Annotated in this window: 18 protein-coding genes and 11 pseudogenes; 7 read left to right on the top strand and 22 right to left on the bottom strand. The window is 39.1% G+C overall.

Annotated elements, in window-relative coordinates; all coding sequences use genetic code 11:
- Nucleotides 1–15 precede the first annotated feature (15 nt).
- Both yqeH and ACMX2I_RS08185 read right to left on the bottom strand, forming a co-directional pair.
- Nucleotides 16–1,116: a ribosome biogenesis GTPase YqeH gene (gene yqeH, locus ACMX2I_RS08190; RefSeq protein WP_087990786.1), complete on the bottom strand. Its 1,101-nt coding sequence runs from the start codon at nucleotides 1,114–1,116 to the stop codon at nucleotides 16–18.
- Between the two features lie 3 nt (nucleotides 1,117–1,119).
- The gene (locus ACMX2I_RS08185) at nucleotides 1,120–1,638 is read right to left on the bottom strand and encodes a YqeG family HAD IIIA-type phosphatase (protein WP_087990787.1); all 519 of its coding nucleotides are present in this window, start codon (nucleotides 1,636–1,638) and stop codon (nucleotides 1,120–1,122) included.
- Nucleotides 1,639–1,995: 357 nt separating this feature from the next.
- On the opposite strand from ACMX2I_RS08185, the gene ACMX2I_RS08180 reads away from it, so the two are divergent.
- A complete protein-coding gene (locus tag ACMX2I_RS08180; protein WP_003226124.1) occupies nucleotides 1,996–2,136 on the top strand; it encodes a sporulation histidine kinase inhibitor Sda in 141 nt (46 codons plus the stop codon).
- Nucleotides 2,137–2,440: 304 nt separating this feature from the next.
- Here the strand turns inward: ACMX2I_RS08180 and ACMX2I_RS08175 are convergent, their stop codons facing one another.
- Nucleotides 2,441–3,172, bottom strand: a complete 732-nt coding sequence (locus tag ACMX2I_RS08175) for an SGNH/GDSL hydrolase family protein (RefSeq protein WP_414956664.1) — start codon at nucleotides 3,170–3,172, stop codon at nucleotides 2,441–2,443.
- A gap of 249 nt (nucleotides 3,173–3,421) precedes the next feature.
- A pseudogene (locus ACMX2I_RS08170) lies at nucleotides 3,422–4,175 on the bottom strand (N-acetylmuramoyl-L-alanine amidase).
- 193 nt (nucleotides 4,176–4,368) lie between these two features.
- On the opposite strand from ACMX2I_RS08170, the gene ACMX2I_RS08165 reads away from it, so the two are divergent.
- Nucleotides 4,369–4,995, top strand: coding sequence for a TVP38/TMEM64 family protein (locus tag ACMX2I_RS08165; protein WP_087990789.1), 627 nt, complete (start codon nucleotides 4,369–4,371; stop codon nucleotides 4,993–4,995).
- A gap of 18 nt (nucleotides 4,996–5,013) precedes the next feature.
- Here ACMX2I_RS08165 and gnd read toward each other — a convergent pair whose 3' ends face one another.
- A complete protein-coding gene (gnd, locus tag ACMX2I_RS08160) occupies nucleotides 5,014–5,907 on the bottom strand; it encodes a phosphogluconate dehydrogenase (NAD(+)-dependent, decarboxylating) (RefSeq protein ID WP_202327124.1) in 894 nt (297 codons plus the stop codon).
- A gap of 377 nt (nucleotides 5,908–6,284) precedes the next feature.
- On the opposite strand from gnd, the gene ACMX2I_RS08155 reads away from it, so the two are divergent.
- Nucleotides 6,285–7,007, top strand: a complete 723-nt coding sequence (locus ACMX2I_RS08155; protein WP_414956663.1) for a DUF308 domain-containing protein — start codon at nucleotides 6,285–6,287, stop codon at nucleotides 7,005–7,007.
- Between the two features lie 32 nt (nucleotides 7,008–7,039).
- Here the strand turns inward: ACMX2I_RS08155 and nucB are convergent, their stop codons facing one another.
- Nucleotides 7,040–7,450 (bottom strand): sporulation-specific Dnase NucB, encoded by a 411-nt coding sequence (nucB, locus tag ACMX2I_RS08150; protein WP_394715910.1) that lies wholly within the window; start codon nucleotides 7,448–7,450, stop codon nucleotides 7,040–7,042.
- A gap of 200 nt (nucleotides 7,451–7,650) precedes the next feature.
- Here nucB and sigK point away from each other — a divergent pair, with 200 nt between their 5' ends.
- Entirely contained in the window at nucleotides 7,651–8,379 is a 729-nt protein-coding gene (sigK, locus tag ACMX2I_RS08145; RefSeq protein WP_013308023.1) for an RNA polymerase sporulation sigma factor SigK, read from the top strand.
- A 122-nt stretch (nucleotides 8,380–8,501) separates the two neighbouring features.
- Here sigK and ACMX2I_RS08140 read toward each other — a convergent pair.
- Nucleotides 8,502–8,569: pseudogene (locus ACMX2I_RS08140) on the bottom strand (hypothetical protein); the annotation flags it as partial.
- Between the two features lie 425 nt (nucleotides 8,570–8,994).
- Nucleotides 8,995–9,438 carry an Lrp/AsnC family transcriptional regulator gene (locus ACMX2I_RS08135; RefSeq protein WP_414956662.1) on the bottom strand — a complete coding sequence of 148 codons (444 nt, stop codon included), beginning with the start codon at nucleotides 9,436–9,438 and terminating at the stop codon, nucleotides 8,995–8,997.
- Between the two features lie 153 nt (nucleotides 9,439–9,591).
- On the opposite strand from ACMX2I_RS08135, the gene ACMX2I_RS08130 reads away from it, so the two are divergent.
- Nucleotides 9,592–10,881 carry an APC family permease gene (locus ACMX2I_RS08130; protein ID WP_414956661.1) on the top strand — a complete coding sequence of 430 codons (1,290 nt, stop codon included), beginning with the start codon at nucleotides 9,592–9,594 and terminating at the stop codon, nucleotides 10,879–10,881.
- A gap of 84 nt (nucleotides 10,882–10,965) precedes the next feature.
- Here ACMX2I_RS08130 and ACMX2I_RS08125 read toward each other — a convergent pair.
- The 3 genes and pseudogenes from ACMX2I_RS08125 to ACMX2I_RS08115 form a co-directional block, all read right to left on the bottom strand.
- Nucleotides 10,966–11,075: pseudogene (locus ACMX2I_RS08125) on the bottom strand (universal stress protein); the annotation flags it as partial.
- A 158-nt stretch (nucleotides 11,076–11,233) separates the two neighbouring features.
- The gene (locus ACMX2I_RS08120; RefSeq protein ID WP_414956660.1) at nucleotides 11,234–11,701 is read right to left on the bottom strand and encodes a FixH family protein; all 468 of its coding nucleotides are present in this window, start codon (nucleotides 11,699–11,701) and stop codon (nucleotides 11,234–11,236) included.
- 37 nt (nucleotides 11,702–11,738) lie between these two features.
- Nucleotides 11,739–13,121 (bottom strand): PepSY-associated TM helix domain-containing protein, encoded by a 1,383-nt coding sequence (locus ACMX2I_RS08115; protein ID WP_414956659.1) that lies wholly within the window; start codon nucleotides 13,119–13,121, stop codon nucleotides 11,739–11,741.
- A 901-nt stretch (nucleotides 13,122–14,022) separates the two neighbouring features.
- On the opposite strand from ACMX2I_RS08115, the gene ACMX2I_RS08110 reads away from it, so the two are divergent.
- Nucleotides 14,023–14,220, top strand: coding sequence for a hypothetical protein (locus tag ACMX2I_RS08110; RefSeq protein WP_414956658.1), 198 nt, complete (start codon nucleotides 14,023–14,025; stop codon nucleotides 14,218–14,220).
- A 484-nt stretch (nucleotides 14,221–14,704) separates the two neighbouring features.
- Here ACMX2I_RS08110 and ACMX2I_RS08105 read toward each other — a convergent pair.
- Nucleotides 14,705–14,806, bottom strand: a pseudogene (locus ACMX2I_RS08105) (peptidoglycan-binding domain-containing protein); the annotation flags it as partial.
- Nucleotide 14,807: 1 nt separating this feature from the next.
- On the opposite strand from ACMX2I_RS08105, the pseudogene ACMX2I_RS08100 reads away from it, so the two are divergent.
- Nucleotides 14,808–14,876 (top strand): annotated as a pseudogene (locus ACMX2I_RS08100) (hypothetical protein); the annotation flags it as partial.
- A 2-nt stretch (nucleotides 14,877–14,878) separates the two neighbouring features.
- Here ACMX2I_RS08100 and ACMX2I_RS08095 read toward each other — a convergent pair.
- The 10 genes and pseudogenes from ACMX2I_RS08095 to ACMX2I_RS08050 form a co-directional block, all read right to left on the bottom strand.
- Nucleotides 14,879–14,965, bottom strand: a pseudogene (locus tag ACMX2I_RS08095) (hypothetical protein); the annotation flags it as partial.
- 204 nt (nucleotides 14,966–15,169) lie between these two features.
- Nucleotides 15,170–15,424, bottom strand: a pseudogene (locus ACMX2I_RS08090) (sigma-70 family RNA polymerase sigma factor); the annotation flags it as partial.
- Nucleotides 15,388–15,795 (bottom strand): annotated as a pseudogene (locus tag ACMX2I_RS08085) (hypothetical protein); the annotation flags it as partial. The pseudogenes ACMX2I_RS08085 and ACMX2I_RS08090, both read right to left, overlap by 37 nt.
- Nucleotides 15,795–16,019, bottom strand: a pseudogene (locus ACMX2I_RS08080) (YrdB family protein); the annotation flags it as partial. The pseudogenes ACMX2I_RS08080 and ACMX2I_RS08085, both read right to left, overlap by 1 nt.
- Nucleotides 16,020–16,066: 47 nt before the next feature.
- Entirely contained in the window at nucleotides 16,067–16,222 is a 156-nt protein-coding gene (locus ACMX2I_RS08075) for a hypothetical protein (RefSeq protein WP_019258976.1), read from the bottom strand.
- A 208-nt stretch (nucleotides 16,223–16,430) separates the two neighbouring features.
- Nucleotides 16,431–16,559, bottom strand: a pseudogene (locus ACMX2I_RS08070) (hypothetical protein); the annotation flags it as partial.
- Nucleotides 16,560–16,955: 396 nt separating this feature from the next.
- The gene (locus tag ACMX2I_RS08065) at nucleotides 16,956–17,525 is read right to left on the bottom strand and encodes a flavin reductase family protein (RefSeq protein WP_414956657.1); all 570 of its coding nucleotides are present in this window, start codon (nucleotides 17,523–17,525) and stop codon (nucleotides 16,956–16,958) included.
- Between the two features lie 169 nt (nucleotides 17,526–17,694).
- The gene (locus tag ACMX2I_RS08060) at nucleotides 17,695–17,853 is read right to left on the bottom strand and encodes a hypothetical protein (RefSeq protein WP_190324629.1); all 159 of its coding nucleotides are present in this window, start codon (nucleotides 17,851–17,853) and stop codon (nucleotides 17,695–17,697) included.
- An 83-nt stretch (nucleotides 17,854–17,936) separates the two neighbouring features.
- Entirely contained in the window at nucleotides 17,937–18,782 is an 846-nt protein-coding gene (locus tag ACMX2I_RS08055) for a MerR family transcriptional regulator (protein ID WP_414956656.1), read from the bottom strand.
- 434 nt (nucleotides 18,783–19,216) lie between these two features.
- Nucleotides 19,217–19,547: pseudogene (locus tag ACMX2I_RS08050) on the bottom strand (DUF2200 domain-containing protein).
- Between the last annotated feature and the right edge of the window lie 237 nt (nucleotides 19,548–19,784).

The following is a 19,784-nucleotide window of genomic DNA, read 5'->3' as shown; positions in this document are numbered from 1 at the left end:
CCTCTCCCCTTTTCATTAAATTAATGAGCGCCGAACAAATACGTGAACGCCTTTTGGCGCGTAAGCAGTTACTTTTTTATCGGCGTCATGCACTGTTACCCAGCCTAACCCTGAGAAAACGATATCTGTCTTATTGTCTTTTATCGTAAACGTATGGGCGACCAATTCCGGAAACTCATCCATTTCATCTTTTCCCGGAGGTGTGAGCAATTCCCCTGCATGCTTTTCATAAAGCGCGTCTGCATTTTCCAGTTTTGTCCTATGAATCATCAGCTCATTCGGCATATAGCAGATAAAAGGAGCCCTTTCTCCGGACACATAATCGAACCTTGCAAGTCCGCCGAAATACAGTGTTTGCTGATCGTTAAGCTGGAATGTGCGAGGTTTCAGCTCCTTTTTAGGAGATAGTATTTTAAGATCCTTTTTATTGACATAATGCGCCATTTGATGATGGTTGATTATGCCCGGTGTATCATAAAGCGCTGAGCCGTCGTCCAGCGGGATTTCAATCGCATCAAGAGTTGTGCCAGGAAATTGGGATGTCGTAATGATATCTTCTTCACCTGATACTTCTTTAATAATCCGGTTTATAAAGGTTGACTTCCCTACATTTGTACAGCCGACAACATAGACATCTTTATCGTTGCGATAATACTCAATCGCATCAATTACTTCTCTGATCCCCTGGCCGCGTCCCGCACTAACCAAAAATACGTCAACCGGTTTTAAGCCAAGCTCTTTCGCTTCACGCTTCATCCACTGGATCAGACGCTCTCTTTTCAGTGACTTAGGCAAAATATCAGCTTTATTGCCAATCAATAAGATAGGGTTTCCCCCCACCAAACGCTGCAGCCCATTGATCCAGCTGCCGTTAAAATCAAAAATATCAACAATTTTAACAACTAGAGAATCGGTTTCCCCAATACCGTGAAGAATGTTTAAGAAATCATCATCCGTTAAGGAAACATCTTGTATTTCATTATAGTTTTTCAGTCTGAAGCAGCGCTGGCAAATCACATTTTCTTTCGTAAGCGATGCAGGCGGCGCGTATCCCAGACCTGTTTTGTCCTCGGTTTGGATTGTCACTCCGCAGCCGATACAAACAACCTTTTCCATTTCTTACTCCTCCCACTGAATGTGCCCTTTTCGTTTGAGAGCACTCAGTATTCTGCGTTCGACCTGGCGGTTAAAGCGCGTAATAAACCCGTCAGAGGAAGCAACAGGCACGACCAAAATCGTATGGTAGCCGTTTCGATTTCCCCCGAGCACATCGGTCATGAGCTGATCTCCGATGACCACGCAGTCCTCTTTTTTCAGCTCCATATTGCGCACAGCTCTGTTAAAGGCTTTGCCCATTGGTTTTCTTGCTTTGTAGATGAATGGGATTCCAAGCGGCTCTGAGAAAAGTTTTACTCTTCTTTCATTATTATTAGAGACAATCGTCACTTTAATGCCGTGGTCCTTCATTTCTTCAAACCACTCGATCAAACGCGGCGTCGCGTTCGGCCTGTCCCACTCAACAAGCGTATTATCCAGATCAGTAATAATTCCTTTTACATTTCGTTCCTTTAATTTCTCAGGCGTAATATGAAAAATATTTTTCACGAACTCGTCAGGTAAAAAAAACTTTTTTAACAAAACCCGCACCCTTCCCTTTTCTCTTTAAAATGATTGTCGAAAAAAATCGAACTTGTGCCTAAAGAAAAACTGAGCAAAAAAATTTCGACAAAAATTGGGTTTCTTCACCAGTTGTGGATAAAATTACACACACTATCCACTCTTATTACATCACTCTTTAGACAAATTATAAACACGATACTCACAGGTTATCCACTTTCTGGTGTGGATAACAGAACGATTGTTCTTATATGCATTTCATGGTAGATTAAAGATAACTTCAGCCTCAGATGTGCGCAACGTATCAATGTATGCGTTAAAATCATGAATGATTCCAACTTTTAAGGAGGTGCCACTCCCATTAATTGGGTTCCTAGCATGAGAAAACTGTCTGATGAATTACTAATAGAATCTTATTTCAAAGCCACCGAAATGAATTTAAACCGTGACTTTATCGAGTTAATTGAAAACGAAATAAAAAGAAGATCGCTCGGACATATTATTTCCGTATCTTCTTAATAGGAACTTGTCTATTTTTTCCGGGCGTATTTCCTTTTTTTACTCAGATGACTGATATTATATCACTTCGGTTGCGCGCTTTACTACTGTTTTCAGCAAAAAACACCCCTAAAAAGAGGTGTTTTCAAGGGACGGTAACTATGCTAACCAATATATGCCGCCCACAACCAGGAGAACAACAACTAAAACAACGATAAAAGCGTATCCATATGCCCTGCCTGCGCCATACATTGAAGCGCCTCCTTACATAAGGTTTATAACAGCCTATGTAGGAGAAATAAAACGGCTTAGGCCGTTGTCCGGCTCAGTACTTCAAAACCTGCCCATCTTGTATTCCTTCATATACAATCCTTGCCCCTTTAGGTGTCATATGATTGCCTGAAGGATCTATCAGACCGGATTGGATAAGCGCTTCATCAGTTGCTTTTCCGCCGTCTGCTTCTATAAAATGCATCCAGTTATCTACAAGAGGGACATCCAGGCGCTCCGACACATCTCTTGTAATATCGTTGTATGAATTGTGCCATTTTCTCGCCCCGCCCTTCGGTTCAAAAGCAGCTGCTTTATATCTCGAATAGTAAAACAGATGGTGCTTCCCGTTTCCTTCTATAATTGGGATACATGTCATTAGGATTGGTTTGATCCCGTCTTCTCTGCTTTCTTTAATAAAATAAACGAGATTTTCTCTAAAACGCTGCTTTGATACTCTCGGTTTCCCCTCAGTCAGTATCGCGGCGTCATTTGTGCCGAACATAATAAACAAATACTTCGGTTTTTGATCCAGCACATCTGTCTGAAACCGCAGACGTGCATCCTCTGTTGTCTGTCCGCCAATTCCCGCATTGAGTATATCAAGCTTTCCGCGTTCAGCCGTTTTTAACATATTAACCCACTGCTGTGCTTTTGGATAATCGCGGTAGTCCCAATTAGAGCCTCGCGTATTGCTGTCACCAAATGCTACAACGTCTTCGTATCCCTTACCCTCGCATCCTGCTGTAACGGACAGCAGAAGGAAAAGGATAAAAAAATGCTTCATCTTTACACCCCCAAAAGCCTCACCTTAATGTTATACCTCTGTTCCCCTTCGTTCAACGAAGAGTTTTTTTGTTGTTACTGTTTTTTCCTATTGTTAACGTGTCCCCCTTAGTGAAAATCATGCTGCTTTCATTACGGCAAAGGATGATTCTCTTAAAATTCCCTTCTTCTCAATCGAAAAAACACACAAACCACAGAGAAGAAAATAACCTGAATCCGCATTAGAAACAGGTTATCCCTTGCCCTGTGTTCACTTTAACTTCGATTTAAGCTTGGCCTTTGTTTTTGGTCCATAGATGCCGTCTGCAGTTAATCCGTTCACAAGCTGAAAACGCTTGACGGCATTTGCGGTTTTCGGTCCGTAGACTCCGTCAATTCCATTATTTTCAGCTCCCTTATCAGGGTAAAAATGAAGCGCGGCTAAAGCCTTTTGCAGCTGAAGGATTTTCGTGCCCTTTCGATAAGGCGAAGTGAGTTTTATCATCCCCGACGGCAGCGGGTAAGATGGAGATGACTCTTTTGGAGGTGTATCGGAGAAAGAAATTCCGTTTATAAAAGAACTCCAGTGCTCCAAGAGCTTGCCCGGACAGTCCTTCCCGGACCATTTTTTGTGGGGAACGACATGTTTCAACGGAATATTGTTTTCTTTCATTAGTTTTTGGATCAGCCACTGGGCATTTGCTGTTGCTTTTTCAAAGACGCCGTCAGCATTTTCGCAGATTTCAATCCCGATTGATTTGCGGTTCCCTGTCCCATTTGTGCCGTCACCCGCATGCCAGCCATTTTCATCTATCGGGAGATGCTGATAAATGACTGAATCATCAACTGATAAAATGCCAGTTGACAGATGTGCTTCGGTTTTTCACATAATTGGCGTGCATTTTCGCATCAGCGCCTTTGGCGGTATTCGCTGTATTATGAACTGTAATATAAGCAGGAGTCATCGCATAGCCCGGACGATTATCGTTCGATGCCGGAATAAAATCCTTTTTTATCGTGACCATTTCTATCCCTCCCTGCTATTAAAGAATGCAGAAAACATAGGGATGGACTGCCTATTTTACAAGATAAAAAAGAATTGTGTTCTAAATCCAAATATCAATTTTAGTTGAATCGCTGAACTGACACCAGTTATACTAACGTAGATGACGGAGGTTTTGGCTCCTGACATCACCTTAGTTGGGAGTGACCATAAACATGTTAAAAAAGATACTAGGTATCATCGTGATTATAACTGTCATTGCAGTCGGTTTTTTTCAGAAAGAAGCTTGGCTTGAGGCGATCAAAGCAGGAGGGATGTTTTCTGTTTTATTCAGTATGCTGCTGATTGCTGCCGATGTTTTTTTCCCCATTGTGCCGTTTGCTTTGGTTGCCGCTTTAAACGGCGCTGTGTTCGGAATCGCAAATGGGATCTGGATTACACTGACTGGCTCAATGCTTGGTACAATCATGCTGTTTTTTCTCGCCAGATACAGCTTTAGAGATTGGGCCAGAAAAAAAGTTCAGGCCTATCCCGCTATCCAAAGCTACGAGGCTTCCTTCAACAAAAATGCTTTTACCGCTGTTTTATTAGGAAGACTCATCCCCGTCATTCCTTCTCTTGTCATGAACGTGATATGCGGGCTGAGTCAGGTTCGCTGGCATGTTTTTTTCTTCGCGTCTCTCATAGGAAAAATCCCGAATATTGTCGTTGTTACCATTGCAGGTGCTAATTTTTCCAGCGACAAATTACTGTCTTTCAGCATTTACGGAGCCTACATTCTGATCATCATGATGATCATTTATAAAAAGTTCCCTCATCTGCTGAACGTGCAAAAAAAATAAGGAGGCGTGTTCGTCCCCTTACTTTTTTTCTGTCGCATGGCCTCCGAATTCATTTCGAAGCGCAGCGACGACCTTTCCTGTAAACGTATCATCTGTTAAAGAACGGTATCTCATCAGCAGCGACATGGCAATTACCGGAGTTGCTGTCTGCAGATCAAGCGCTGTTTCCACCGTCCACTTTCCTTCACCTGAGGAATGCATGATACCTTTGATCTGATCAAGCCTCGCATCTTTAGAGAAAGCTCGCTCAGTCAGCCCCATAAGCCAAGAGCGAATGACAGAGCCGTTATTCCATACTCTGGCAACCTTTTCGTAGTCAAAATCAAATTGGCTGTTTTCAAGCACTTCGAATCCTTCACCAATCGCGGCCATCATTCCGTACTCAATGCCATTATGAATCATTTTCAAGAAATGTCCGCTTCCCGCCTCACCAGCGTAAAGATATCCGTTTTCGACGGCAGTATCCCGAAACAGCGGCTCTGCAATCTCCCATGCTTCAGGGTCTCCTCCTATCATAAAACAGGCGCCATGGCGCGCGCCTTCCATTCCGCCCGACGTTCCGGCATCGAGATAATGGATACCCGCTTCTTTCATTTGATTGTGGCGGCGAATCGATTCTTTATAATGAGAGTTTCCGGCTTCAATGACAATATCGCCTTTGCTTAATAAAGGCGCCACATCACGCAAAACAGCATCGACAACGCCATGCGGCACCATAACCCATAGTATACGCGGCGTGTCTAATGAAGAAATCAACTCTTTTAGATTCGTTGTCCCCTCAGCGCCATAGGCTTTAAGCTCATCAACAGCCGCTTGATTCACATCATACCCGACAGCTTGATGTTTGCGGTCAATGAATTGCTTTCCTATGTTTATGCCCATTTTTCCTAACCCGATTAATCCAATTTTCATGTCAGTTCCTCCTGATTGTTTAAAAAGCCTTTACTCTTTATGTTCCCTGTGAACTGTAATGAGATACGTATAAAAACAAATGAGGCCAAAAAGGATTTTGCCGTTCCCTCATCCTTTGTGATTTGTATGTTCTTTAGCATCAGCTTTTCTTTTTCCGAAACAGCTTTAAGCGGTTTGACTTTCAGCTGCGTGCTTCGCCGAGACGACTGCGAATTCGGATGCGTGTCTTGTGTACCCCGGGCGCTATTGTTTCCGACTGTTCTAGGCCCATTTTTGAGCTTTTCTTTTATATTAAAAAACATTAATTCATCCTTGATTTCCCATCTTTTTAAGTTAAAATATGGGAAGATTTAATTTTTTCAAATAAAGAAGGTGACATGTTGCAGAATCAATCTCACACTATTATTGGAGTTACGAAAACAGCTGTTTACTTTTTCTACGCTGCACTTGCAATCATCGGCTTTACGATCGGGTATTTTATCCCGCAGTTTGCAAAATGGGCATTATCCCTCCCGTGGATTCCTTTTGAAGGACCGCTCCGGCTGGTCACCTCTTTTCAGGGATCACCAACTGCATTTATCACTGCGCTGCTTGGCGTGTCTGCAGGAATTTGGTTCGCTCATTCTGTTATTGCAATGCTGCTGTCTGTAAAAATTACAAATGACACAGTGGAATTAATCAAAGGAAAGAAAGTGCAAACGATTCGTTCCGACAGCATTGCTCTTGTGTTTATCGACCACAAACGGCTTGTCCTCCTAGGAAAAGCCGGATATGAATTGGCACGGGAAGAAATTGATGAAAAACCAGTGAATGTCGAGAAGGCCTTTAGAAAGCACAATTACGAATGGGCAGCAGATGGTGATCCATTTAAAGATCAATTTCGCCGGTGGATACCTGATGCACCAGACCTCTCGCCAGGCGCCCATGCTCTATTGAAAGCTCGTCACAAAGCGCTGAAAGACGAGGAAAAAGACGATGTTGAAGAATTTCGTCTCGAACTTGCACAGATGGGCATCGTTGTTCGAGACGAAGGCATACGCCAGTATTGGCGAAAAGCAGAAACCTATCCTCCGAGAATCCAGCAAAGCGAAGGATCGTAACAACTGAGGCTCAGGAAAGAGCCTCTTCTTGATTACTGCACAATAAACAGCACTCTGGTGCCGTCAGGATAACCGCTCATTTGATTCCCAACCCACGAGCCGGCCCCGCGATTATCAGAAGGCGTGACATATCGGACATCTGCCCCCGCGCCGCCCTCCTTACAAACAGCCATCGGCCACTCATCCCGGTCATAGCCCGGCTTCGTCGGAATTCCTTTTAATGATTCCTGCCGCCTTTTGTCCGCACCATCCCTATCGATGGTGCAAATATCAGAATGTCCCTCTGCAATCGCATCTCTAATATGATCCCCTGTTTCCGGATAACGAGACAGCGGAAAAGTCAACACTTTGTCATACAAAGAAGCGCCTTGGATCTGCTGCGGAACCATAAAACAAAGAAGAACTGCTGCAGCAAGAAACAGGCCTGCCATCCACTTTTTCATTCCCATCCCCCCATACACATTTTTTGTTCATTTCAATGTATGGGAGTCTGATAAAAATTATATTTAAAATTTGAAGTTCGTATGCTGCTCACAAAAGCCAAGCTCCCCTGCGAGAAATTTCCCGGTACAGACACAGACAGCCTCCCGCCTACATACATTTACATATAGGCTTTAGCCTACATACTTTTGTGGAGGTGACGATGGTGACAGGTGTTTTCGCAGCGCTCGGCTTTGTTGTTAAAGAGCTTGTCTTTTTAGTATCTTACGTGAAAAACAATGCCTTTCCACAACCGCTCTCAAGCAGCGAGGAAAAAAAATACTTAGAGCTCATGGCTAAAGGGGATGAACATGCCAGGAACATGCTGATTGAGCATAATCTTCGCTTGGTCGCCCATATTGTGAAAAAATTCGAAAATACAGGTGAGGATGCAGAGGACTTAATCTCCATCGGAACAATCGGGCTGATCAAAGGAATTGAAAGCTATTCCGCCGGAAAAGGGACAAAGCTGGCGACGTATGCCGCGCGGTGTATTGAAAACGAAATCCTCATGCATTTGCGCGCATTGAAAAAAACAAAAAAAGACGTCTCCCTTCATGATCCGATCGGGCAGGATAAAGAAGGGAATGAAATCAGCCTGATCGACGTTTTGAAATCAGAAAATGAAGACGTGATTGATACCATCCAGCTCAATATGGAGCTTGAAAAAGTGAAGCAATACATTGATATTTTAGATGACCGTGAGAAGGAAGTGATTGTCGGACGGTTTGGGCTTGATTTGAAGAAGGAAAAAACGCAGCGTGAGATTGCTAAAGAACTCGGTATCTCGCGCAGCTATGTGTCGCGGATTGAAAAGCGGGCGCTGATGAAGATGTTTCATGAGTTTTACCGGGCGGAGAAGGAAAAACGGAAGAAGGCGAAGGGGAAATGATTTAGAACAGGCCGGATCTAATATTCCGGCTTTCTCTATTTCATTCAATTTTCTTTGACAAGAAATAGAGAAAAAATATATAAAAGAGTTATAAACATCATTTTTTGTCATCGCTAATAAGCTCTCCGAGAAATGCGGTCTGGATCGTAGCAGATGAAAGCCCTTTACTTGCATCCTCCCTCAAGCGATTGTTAATGCATTTGTCAGCTTGCGGCCCCTCGATGATTATAACCTTCATAAAATGCATCACCCCTTGGGTAACGCTATGTAACAAGTGTTTGTTTTAATGAGGTGATTTTCAATGAGTGCGAAAAAGCACTTAAAAAAACCGACAGTTAAAACCATCGGTTTTTCGACACCCACTAGGCCCTCAACATAGTAAATCCAAATCATTGATTATGAAATCTTATTATCATTACATTCATTATATATTCACTTGCCATCAATTCTATATGTTTAAAAAATGGTGAGCCAAAACAATAAACATCCGTCCTAACTTTTTCATCTTATTGATTAAAAATTTTAATCTCTTTCTGTAAAAATAAAGTAGTGCTTTTCATTCAATAATGCCATGTCTCTTAGAGTGCCAGACTAAAGGACATACACAAAGTTTTTTTAACTATCATTGACTGGCAGCAGAGGGCGAGAAAGAATAGGCGATGACAATACGACAGATGTATTTAATTGACCATAAGGAATTAGGCGGTCTACTAAGGCTTCTAAATCCTTCATCGTGGCTACTGCTGCCTTTAGAAAGTAACTATTCGTTCCTGTAACTCTATGGCACTCTAGAATATCCGTTTCTGCTTTGATCAATTCCTCAAATCGACGACATTCTATTTTTAAATTTCCTATTTGTATAATCACAATTGTACCTTTTCCAATAGCCTCAGCTGAAACACGTGCGGTAAACCCCTGAATAACACCGTTTTCCTGCAAACGACGTAATCGTTCATTTACACTCGGACGACTTAAATTCAGTTTTTTCGATAGTTCAATAATCGTTATTCGTGCATCCTCTTGAAGCAGTTCTAATAATTTCCGATCTATTCCGTCCATTCCCATCTCTCCTTTTCATAATTGCATATAATTTTATTATTTTTCATCCATATCGTAAAGCATAAGAGAATAAAACATTCATTAGTTTATATAAACAAAGAGAATAACCTTCTATAATAAATATAAGTTCAGAAATGTAAGGAGAGAATATCTTTGACTCAGCCATTGAAGCAAACTATATCAGTTACACAAGGCACTGCTCTGTATGTAGGAGCCGTTTCGGGATCAGGAATTTTAATATTACCTGGAATGACCGCAGGAATTGCCGGTTCAAATGCATTAGTTTCATGGATCATTATGGTGCTGCTAAGTATTCCATTAGCGTGCACATTTGCATTCCTTTCAATTGATTTCCCTAGTTCAGGCGGAATATTAACTTTTACTGATAAAGCTTTTGGTCATTACGCAGGTGCTATTTGTGGATGGTTTTTTTTCATAGCAGGAAGTGTAGGACAAATTATTGTTTCATTAACAGGTGGGACTTATATATCTTTTGCGTTCAATTTACCGCATTTTTCTGCATATATTATTGCAAGCATATTACTCTCAATTGCTGTAATTGGAAACTATGTAGGTCTACAAACAAGTGGAAAAATTCAATTGGTATTAGCCGGACTTACTCTATTGATATTATTAGGTACATCAGTTTTAGCATTTCCAGCAATTGACCTTGAGAGCATAACACCACACATCACCAAAAACAGCATCATTCCAATCGGCCAATCCGCAATGCTCATTTTTTGGTCATTCTTTGGATGGGAAGCAATCTCTAGTCTGGCACCTGAATTTAAAAGTCCAAGAAAACAAAACATCATGCGATCAACATGGGGAGCCATTGTTATTATTGGTGTATTATACATAGGCATCGCATTAGCTGTCATTGGCACAAACTCTTATTCAACTGGGGAACAAACCGTTAATAGTGCTATGAATAATGCTTCAATAGCACAAGTCGTTGAAAAAGTGGCAGGGGTAAATGGCGCTTGGGCAACAGCAATACTTGCCTTTATCATATGTTTAGGAACTAACAATGCGTTTGTGGCAAGTATGAGCCGATTAGGTTATTCCTTATCTCATAAACGTCTTGCCCCCTCATGGCTGGACAACCTGAATCAAAAATATTTAACCCCTAGCCGTGCTGTACTATTAGTAGGATCAATTGCAGGGGTTGGCTTACTATTTAGTTTTATTTTTCATATTGGATTAGACGAGTTAGTGTTTATTCCTAATTCATTAGCGATAGCCACCTATATAGTTGGTACAGCAGCAGGAGTTCGGCTGATTACAAATGTCTTTGGTAAGTTTCTAGCTGTCATTGCCTGTCTATTATGTCTTGCCGCTTATCCTTTTATCGGCTCCTATATAGCAATTCCTATCATTGTTGCACTTTCATGTATTGGATACATCACCTGGAGAGCTAAAAGAGAAGCAAATTTTAAATAATGAAGGGTAATCTTTAAAATCGTGAGGTAGGCTGATGTATATTGCCTATCTCTTTCCCATGACATGAACTTGGTGCCATGTCTCTTAGGACACACATAAAAAACAATCTGACTTTACAATCAGCACAGACAGTTTGCTCGTTTAGCAACTTTATAGCTTACGCTGCCCAGCACCATCTCCTGTAAAGAATTCAATACCCAGTACAAGCAAAAAAAACCATACCAATCTTTGATATGGCTTTAAAATCTTGTATTATAAAAGATACTCTTTGCACACGTCCTTATTGCAACATAGAAGTACTTTTTATTCATTGATATTTCTTACTGTAATTTCGCCATGAGGATACATATGTTTAATGATGACTATGGTGTCCTTCATGTTTTTCATCATTAGTCTTCAAAGCATTCTTTTCTTCTTCAGATAGCTTTCCAACTATAACCTGTCTGGTGGGCATTACATGTATATCTCTTGTTTTTACATCCGCTTTGATATTGTATAAGCCATCATCAGTAAATGTCTTTGTAGCAACGTATATCCCATTGTTATCATACTCAGCTTTTACTACTTCTGAATGCTCTTTATGATTTTCTTTCCATATCTCAAACTTTACATTCGTTGCATTCTCTACTATTTTTCCTTCTTGCATCAGTTTAATCTTTAATTCTTGTTCTTTATTCTTTGATAAGCTAGAATATAAAATCATCTCTACATCAAGTGGTTTTGATTGTATATACTGGTCAGCAGCATTTGGATCAACAGTGCATGATGTTAATAGGAACATTAATATTATTAGGAAACAGAAAGACAATCCTCTTTTCAATTCAAATCGACCTCACTAATCAATTTTTATTAACTCATTATGCATTAAAAAATGCTTTCAACTTTGAAATCCTTTTAATGAGGAGATTATCAATTATCCAGACTAGCACAAGAGATATTCCTACCAAAGGGAATAGGATACCAAACATTATTATGATAAGTGTTAGGAATTTCATGGTTTTGAGTTCTGGTGATTTTGGTGCCCCTAACTTTCCGGCAGGTTTATGTTTCCACCAAAGAATAAACCCACTTATCCCAACTGCTACAATTCCAATACAGATCATTAAACCGATCAATTGGTTAATCAGTCCAAACTGTGTCCCTTTGTGCAAAGTTATTCCAAGAGCAATTATTTTTCCCATAGTGCCGTAGTTGTCATAACGATAATCTGCTAGGACAGCCCCGGTGTATTGATCTATGTGCATTGTTGCCTCATCTTGTGCTTTAGGCGGAAAAACAGACAGTGTATAAACTCCGTCAGTTTTTTGAGGAATGTAAATGTCATAACCAGGCGTAATGTTTTGTTCTTCTGCAATCGTTACAACATCATCAATAGACAGTTTCTTATATTGATGAACACTTGAAACAGGAACTTCTAAATTCTCAGCTGCCCAAGGGACATCGGCAACTTCTTTTGTTTGAGTTGATGTCGGAGCTTCTCCAACCCAAATAGATGGAGGATATCCAAATCCTGAATTTGTAGCTAATTGCTGAAATGTGTTTCCCCATAAACCAGACCATGGTAACCCCGTCAAAACCAAAAATAACATGCCTGCAGAAATCCAGAATGCAGGTACTGCATGTAAATCCCTAGTCAATATTTTCTTTCCTTTTGTAACTCTGGGAATCATGACACCCCGCACCTTCATTATATTTTTAGGCCACCATAAATAAATACCGGTCACAATAAGGATCAGCGCCCAACAAGCTGTTAATTCCACAATTCTGTCCCCTGCTGTTCCTGCCATTAATTCACCATGAAATTTTTCGATTTTATCCATTATTCGATTATCATCATCAAGTTGCCCAATTATTTGCCCATTATGTGGATTAACAAACACAGTATAGGAACTGTTTTTTAAATCAATGCCCACTTCGGCAGATCGTTTTGAATGATCACTGGGTCTATATCTTACTATTTCAGCGTCAGGATACCTTTCTTTTACTGCTTCAAATTGTGCTGATGGAGATACAGTTTTTGATTCTGCCTGAACCTCGTATAGATCTTTGTATAAATGATTTTCGATTTGAGGCTTAAACAAGTACACACCACCTGTGACAGCCAATATAAGTAAGAAAGGCAAAAAGATCAAACCCGCATAAAAATGCCATCTCCAAATTGTCTGATAAAGTGAAGTCCTCTCCGTTTTTCTCTTAGAATATTCCTTCTTTTTAAATGCAGAAAATTCTGATTTCATCATTCGTTTTCTCCTTTTATTTTCTAAACAGAAATAATGTCTTAACACAAAACCGCCACTCATATATTGACTCTACAATTTGAAACAATTAAAAGAGTATAGATTGAACGATCAAATAAATGCTGCAATAAAGATTACATAAGAACTATCGACTTATATAAACACCCTTGTTTTATAGCTCTCATTCTCATGTTCTTAAGCTCTTAAAAAAAGAATACTAAAGATGTCCCTGTAACAACAATACGATCATGTTAAAATCTGTGAACTTTTGTTGAATTTTGTTGTTTTATAACACACTAAAAAAAGACCTTTTAAGGTCTTTAAAACGTCAATGATTTTGGTAGTTCCCTTTCGAATCAATATTATCACTTGTACTAAATGCTTCTAAGGCTATGCTGCCCTGGATTTGATGTCATGTAAAAAGCCTGGATGAATAGCTTAAATCACCACAGGCTTAGTGCTTCACTTACAAAAATTCAGGTAACTTTATCATTAGATTCTTTGTTTTGTTTTACCTCTAAATAATGAATATGCCGGCCGTCTATTCTGCATTAACAAGTAAATTTTAATAAACTAATCTCCCAATACTGCTTAATTTCCCATTGAGATATTTGCCATGGAATCAAAAAGTTATTTCGGTCTCACCGAAAATTTAAATTGCGGTGCCCTATTGCGAAATAAAGAGCCGCCAGCGCTATTTGAATTTGTGTAACGGACACTCCTTTTCCCATCGGGCTTGTCAATTTAAAGTCACCAGAAGGAAGCGCATATGATGATTGCTGCTGGATGAACTGAAACCTTTCAGTTTCAACTTTTGGCCAACTGTGCAAAAAAATTTTTTTGTTCAAATCCACACACCATTTTTAAAGTAAAGTAATAATTTATAAAAAATGGAGGAAAAATCATGAACGATAATCAATATAAGGATTATATTATTGGGACTGTTATTTCGTTATTAGACATTCTAGTGATCATCCAAAGTAAAGATAATCAAATTTTTAAAATTGTACTTGTTGTCCTTTTAAATACGGTTACAAAAGATCATTTAATACGTATTTTATTAGTTTTGTTGACTATTATCTGGAGTGAGATTTCAGAGTAGAAGCAAACAAGATTGTGTACTATTTGTGCGATTTTTTCCATCCTAAGCTTCTTGCGCAAACATGCCCCGTTAATTGAATAACAAAAGTGCCTACAGTAGCAAACAAGGCTTTAACTCGTAGGTCGTGCGGCTTGAGTCTAATAAGCCTCATGGGATTCTTATTAAAATAAACTGTATAAAATAACTGCTCACTTGGGCTATTTATATAGATATGACATTTATGTACAAATGATTTTTATATAATAACTCATGGTACTGGTGAGGGATTATTTTATTAATAAATGTACACACAAGTTTTCAAATATACCTAGGTTTCGGTAATGTAGTTCTCATTGTCAAAAGGTTATTTTATGGAGTGTAATAGCATTGGAGATATAAAAAATAATCACCTCCTACTTAGAACATAATATCCAAGCAGGGGTGACATATAAAGAAAAAGGAGAAAGATATAAATGGTATTTTGCTGCCCTATTCTTCCTCTTAATTATTTCAAGAGAGATTCAATTTTCGTTTTAGTCTTAGGTCCATAAATGCCATCTTGAGTCAGCCCATACATTGACTGCCGTCTAACTGCATCGGCTGTTTTCGATGAAACGGCATTGAAAATGCAACAGCGAGGTATCAACTTGACTGTAGTGAGCAGGTGTATAGGATGATGTCCAAAACGTCTGAAATAAGTTTCCTTTTTAACCTTCTCGTATGTATCCGGAAACTGCTCTTTGAGCTTTTTCGTGTCAACTCGATTTGCGGCGCGAGCTTTTATAACGCCCGGCTTTGGATTGCTTGAGAGAGGATGCAAGTAAAGGGCTTATAAGTTAAGTCATCTGCTTCTCGGAGAGCTTATCAGCGATGACAAAAAATGATTTTCATAACTCTTATATATTTTCTTTCTCTATTTCTTTTAAAAGAAATAGAGAAAGCCGGAATTTTAGATCCGGCCTCTGCTAAATCATTTCCCCTTCGCCTTTTTCCGCTTCTCCTTCTCCGCCCGATAAAACTCATGACACATCTTCATCAGCGCCCGCTTTTCAATCCGCGATACATAACTGCGCGAGATACCGAGTTCTTTGGCAATCTCACGCTGCGTTTTTTCCTTCTTCAAATCAAGCCCAAACCGCCCGACAATCACTTCCTTCTCACGGTCATCTAAAATGTCAATGTATTGTTTCACTTTTTCAAGCTCCATATTGAGCTGGATCGTATCAAAATTCCATGTCCAACATGACTCCTTTGATTTCCATCTAATATTTCAAACAATTTTTTATACTTTGATATGATTTCTTGGTCCTCGATTTTATGACCAGAACGATAAAAGGTGATTGAACCCGATCCTTCACCAAGCTGGTTATGATCTGCAAGAATTTTCTTCAACTGTCTTGCAGTACCGATACTGCCTGAAATCATATCAACATTTATACCAAACAATTTTTCAAAACTTTTTTTGAAAAACGAAAAATGAGTACAACCTAACACAACGGTTCCGTATTGTTTTAAATCAAAAGAAGACAGCTCGTTCTTTAGATATTTAATGATCTTGTCTTCACTAAAATCAAAGTTCTCAGCAAATTCAACTATCTTGTTACCCCGTTTACAGCTATCACAGTTTGTCCACTTCGACTAGGATCATTAGGCACTGCAAACACGGACCAGATCATCATAACTGCAATCGGTAAAACTAATGTTAGAACATATTTAAAAAAACCATTAAAGTGGATCCATGCAAACACACCTATGAAAATGAGTGCAGCGATTTCAAGGGCGAATCTTAAAAATAAATTAGTTTGATTCAGATTTTCCAACTCCTCTGTATTAAAAAGCACCCCGCAGGAGATGCTCTTTCTCTACTTTATTTCAGCGTATAAAAGCTTTTCTGTTCTTCCTCTTTAGACTCTATTGGAGTTTTCGGAGAGATCATCTCCACTTTTAAAGATATGACACCGACTGCTGCTGTTACCAATGCTCCGATTAATGCAACAAATATAAGTATAATGAAATATGACAACTTTTCCCCTCCTATCCAGATAATTATCCAAATAATCAGGAAGTTGTCTACAATTCACGGAATTTGTCGAACGATACTATGAAATAAAACCATAATCTTTTGGTCCTCATATTAATAACATCTAATAGTAAAAGAACCAATGGCTAAAAACCCTTGGTTCTTCAGCTAACCAGAATATTCTAAGGATGTCGTTCGTTCACCTAGAATATTAAAGCACTTCCTTGACCTTACTTCCTTCTTCATCGTTTTTTATTACTTGATACTCTTTCTCCCAAAAATGTGCATTCTTTATCCCTAGTTTTTCCGGATCAAATACTGGATCTCTCCCCTCTTTTTTCGGACTCCATAGAGAAGTTGTAAAAACTAGTTTCCAATTTCCCTATTGTTTTTCGGAATATATGCCTCCTTCAAAGCTAAGAGCTGTTCCTGCTAGAAACGCTAATATATAAGAGAAATAACGCATTACATGATCCTTCTTTTCATTTTGTGAGGGAATGTTCTTTATGGACTTTGTTGATGAAAGAGAAAGTTGAAATACCTTTTCAGAGTGAGATGAATCGGGGCTTAGAAATATAAACCGCAAAGCTTTCTTGAAGAAGCATTGCGGTCTTAGGGTTTCTTTTTGCTTAGTATAAGTCAATGGATTTCCAGCGGAATCCACTGCACCCCAAGGCATAGTGGTTTTATGAGCATGTACGCCACGTAACAATGAATGTGGAGTAACCTGAATGTTTCAATCAGTTTTGGGATAAAAGTCGTGTTGACGTTCCTCTGCTCTACTATTTAGTATTCGATAGCTGGACTCTCCAATATGAAGCGGAATATCCAATTTTTCTAAATTTGGCATTCCATTTTTTAAGAAAAGCTCTTTATCTTGATATCTCTGTAATACTTCTCCCACAACCCACTCTTGATCGCCCAAAGTGGAAATACTGTGTACTTTACACTCATAAGCAAAATACCCATCTGTTAAAATCGGTATCTCAGCTTTTCGTCCTTTTTCGTATTGAATATGAAATGCTTCAAACTTATTTATATCTCTGCCGCTATGGGTGCCTAATGCTTGAATGAATTCCGAACATCTCCCTGGAAGAAAATTCACACCGAAAACACCGCTTTTTTCAATCATTTTGTAAGTATATGTCCCTTTTCCTATTGATACCCCATACATGCCAGGAGAAGATCCAATATGCGTGTGCCACCCAGAAGCCATTGCGTTTTTTTCACCTTCATATTGAGCCGTAACGACAGCTACCATTCCAGGGTAGGCGTACCAAATTGGTTCATCTATCGGCGCTCTCATATTCATCGCTCCTTTTGTTAGATTCATTTTTTATTAGAATTTGAAATACGATAAAACGTGTTTCAACGTCTTTTTGTTGATATCCTCCAATAATAGAAGTCATTGCAACATGTTTTGTAAGTTATACTCATCCCATGGAAAATGTTCTGTAATCCCAAGTCCTGCAACATCATAGGCTTTGGCTACATCCAGGCATTTCTTCAAATGGATCATTCGTTTTAGGTGCAAGCCAGTTAAATAAATGGGCTCCAAGTACATACGGAGGGTTGTTTCCGCCTTGCCATTGCCGCATAAGTAAGCGAAGCGTTTTACCTCTTTTATTTTTCATCTTATACATCCTCCCTTTTACAAATTCATAAGAACGATGCATAAATCATAAACCCTATAGCAACGATAGGGTCAAGGGGTTCGTTATTTTTTCCGCACTCTAAATTCTGTGAGGAAGTCTTCTTCTCTTAATGAGTCGTAGCTGTTTGGAAGAGAAATTTGATATACTTTTTCATCCGTTTGGATGCCATGAGATTCAATAAAATGGTACAGTTTTTGATAGTATGAAAAATAATTTGTTTCAGAGCAATCAAATGCGATACATACATATTCACCGGATGGGAAAGAATCGATCGTCATGTTTTGTCCTTCTATCTCTATCTTTACTCCATCATGAATGGTCGTATAAACACTGTTGCAATAAATATCACCGGAATCTTTATAAGGCTTTAAATCATAAATAAGTCCATAATAGTTATCAACCATATCCCCTCTTTCTTCAAGGACTTCAGCCAATTTTCGGTAATACAAATCTGATTGGTCATGAGGATTCACTTGAGGTGTCGCTGCTTTTAAAATGGTTTGGCCTTCTATATGTCGAACATAAACTAGACCTTCTTCTTTTTTAGTGCGTATCTCCACTTGTTCATGAAGCTGATTCTTTCTTCTATGAAGCAATTGCCTGGCACGTTCGAGTCTTTCCATTTCACGTTCAAGCACGCTTTCTTGCTCGTCAAGAAAGGTTTGCATCCGTTCAGGGGTACATGTATGTGAGATCATGCGCTTAATGTCTTCCAAAGGTGTTTTAATACATTTGAGATATTTTATGATATCTAAATAAAAGAACTGTTTAACATGGTAATAACGATAGCCGTTGTTCTGATCTGTATATTGAGGCTTGAAAATTCCGATCTTATCATAGTAGCGCAATGTTTGAATTGAAATGTGATTGAGACGGGCTGTTTCCCCAATCGAAAAGTATTCCTTCATCAAACTCATCCTTTCCTCTTTGTTCGTTCTTAAAAATTTCATTATGCACGATGACAGTCAAAATCCTAACTGAACGATCTCCGAGAAAAAAACCATTTTAAGACAATCTTCTTTTTTCTCCAGTTCGTTTTTAATCCTACGTCTAATCTTGTCTACAGATGATCTACCGTCAGATCTACCTGAGCAAAACCATCCCTTTCTTTACCACTTTAATATAATAAAATGACAACCCTTGATTTTAAAGATTTTTTAAGGCTTTGAAATAAAAAGCATCTCTAGAAACCCATTTTAGAACAAATAAAAAGAATCCATTTCGAAAAATGTTTGATCAAAATGGATGTCTTTTTTGTGAATTCGTATACATTTTTTATAAAAAGGTTGATCATTAATGACTTAAAAGTAAACCTATATAAATCAGTGTCTCTTTGTCATTATTATTTCCGCAAAATCTTCTCCATCGATTTCCCCTTTGCTAGCTCATCGATTAATTTATCCAAATAGCGGATTTCCCGCATCGTTGATTCTTCGATATCTTCCACTCGGACGCCGCAGACTACACCTTTGATCAAAGCCCGTAAAGGATTTAGTTGGGGGGCTTTCGCAAAGAAGGTTTCAAAGTCTGTCTGTTTTTCCAGTTGCCCTTCTAACTCTTCCTGGCTATATCCTGTCAACCAACGAGTGATTTCATCGACTTCTGATTTTGTGCGTCCTTTTTTCTCAGCTTTCGAATGCGACACTCATTGTATAAATCTGATGTTTCGTCATGATAATCCTCCTTTGTGGCTTGTTTGGGGAATAGTTACAATTCAGCTATTAACATAATTGTATCAAATTTTATTTCAATGCCACATATGTTTTTGACTTCAAAGCTTGATACAAAATAAGCACCACCTTTCGCTATAGAAAGATGGTGTTTTTATATTCAAAATCCTCATCTCTAAGAGTAAGATTCATATTCAGATGAGCAAGGATTTATTCACCGGATCATTTCCGTATAGTGGT

The organism is Bacillus sp. SW14 (genome assembly GCF_047608225.1).
Taxonomy (GTDB): Bacteria; Bacillota; Bacilli; order Bacillales; family Bacillaceae; genus Bacillus; species Bacillus subtilis_G.
The sequence above is the reverse complement of the archived record's forward strand: the minus strand, read 5'-3'. Positions and strand labels throughout refer to the sequence as shown.

Excerpts from the sequence above, each read along its gene's own strand:
- yqeH (WP_087990786.1), bottom strand. The coding sequence starts at position 1,116 with ATGGAAAAGGTTGTTTGTATCGGCTGCGGAGTGACAATCCAAACCGAG.
- ACMX2I_RS08180 (WP_003226124.1), top strand. The coding sequence starts at position 1,996 with ATGAGAAAACTGTCTGATGAATTACTAATAGAATCTTATTTCAAAGCC.
- ACMX2I_RS08175 (WP_414956664.1), bottom strand. The coding sequence starts at position 3,172 with ATGAAGCATTTTTTTATCCTTTTCCTTCTGCTGTCCGTTACAGCAGGA.
- ACMX2I_RS08165 (WP_087990789.1), top strand. The coding sequence starts at position 4,369 with ATGTTAAAAAAGATACTAGGTATCATCGTGATTATAACTGTCATTGCA.
- gnd (WP_202327124.1), bottom strand. The coding sequence starts at position 5,907 with ATGAAAATTGGATTAATCGGGTTAGGAAAAATGGGCATAAACATAGGA.
- ACMX2I_RS08155 (WP_414956663.1), top strand. The coding sequence starts at position 6,285 with ATGTTGCAGAATCAATCTCACACTATTATTGGAGTTACGAAAACAGCT.
- nucB (WP_394715910.1), bottom strand. The coding sequence starts at position 7,450 with ATGAAAAAGTGGATGGCAGGCCTGTTTCTTGCTGCAGCAGTTCTTCTT.
- sigK (WP_013308023.1), top strand. The coding sequence starts at position 7,651 with ATGGTGACAGGTGTTTTCGCAGCGCTCGGCTTTGTTGTTAAAGAGCTT.
- ACMX2I_RS08135 (WP_414956662.1), bottom strand. The coding sequence starts at position 9,438 with ATGGACGGAATAGATCGGAAATTATTAGAACTGCTTCAAGAGGATGCA.
- ACMX2I_RS08115 (WP_414956659.1), bottom strand. The coding sequence starts at position 13,121 with ATGATGAAATCAGAATTTTCTGCATTTAAAAAGAAGGAATATTCTAAG.
- ACMX2I_RS08110 (WP_414956658.1), top strand. The coding sequence starts at position 14,023 with ATGAACGATAATCAATATAAGGATTATATTATTGGGACTGTTATTTCG.
- ACMX2I_RS08065 (WP_414956657.1), bottom strand. The coding sequence starts at position 17,525 with ATGAGAGCGCCGATAGATGAACCAATTTGGTACGCCTACCCTGGAATG.
- ACMX2I_RS08060 (WP_190324629.1), bottom strand. The coding sequence starts at position 17,853 with ATGAAAAATAAAAGAGGTAAAACGCTTCGCTTACTTATGCGGCAATGG.
- ACMX2I_RS08055 (WP_414956656.1), bottom strand. The coding sequence starts at position 18,782 with ATGAAGGAATACTTTTCGATTGGGGAAACAGCCCGTCTCAATCACATT.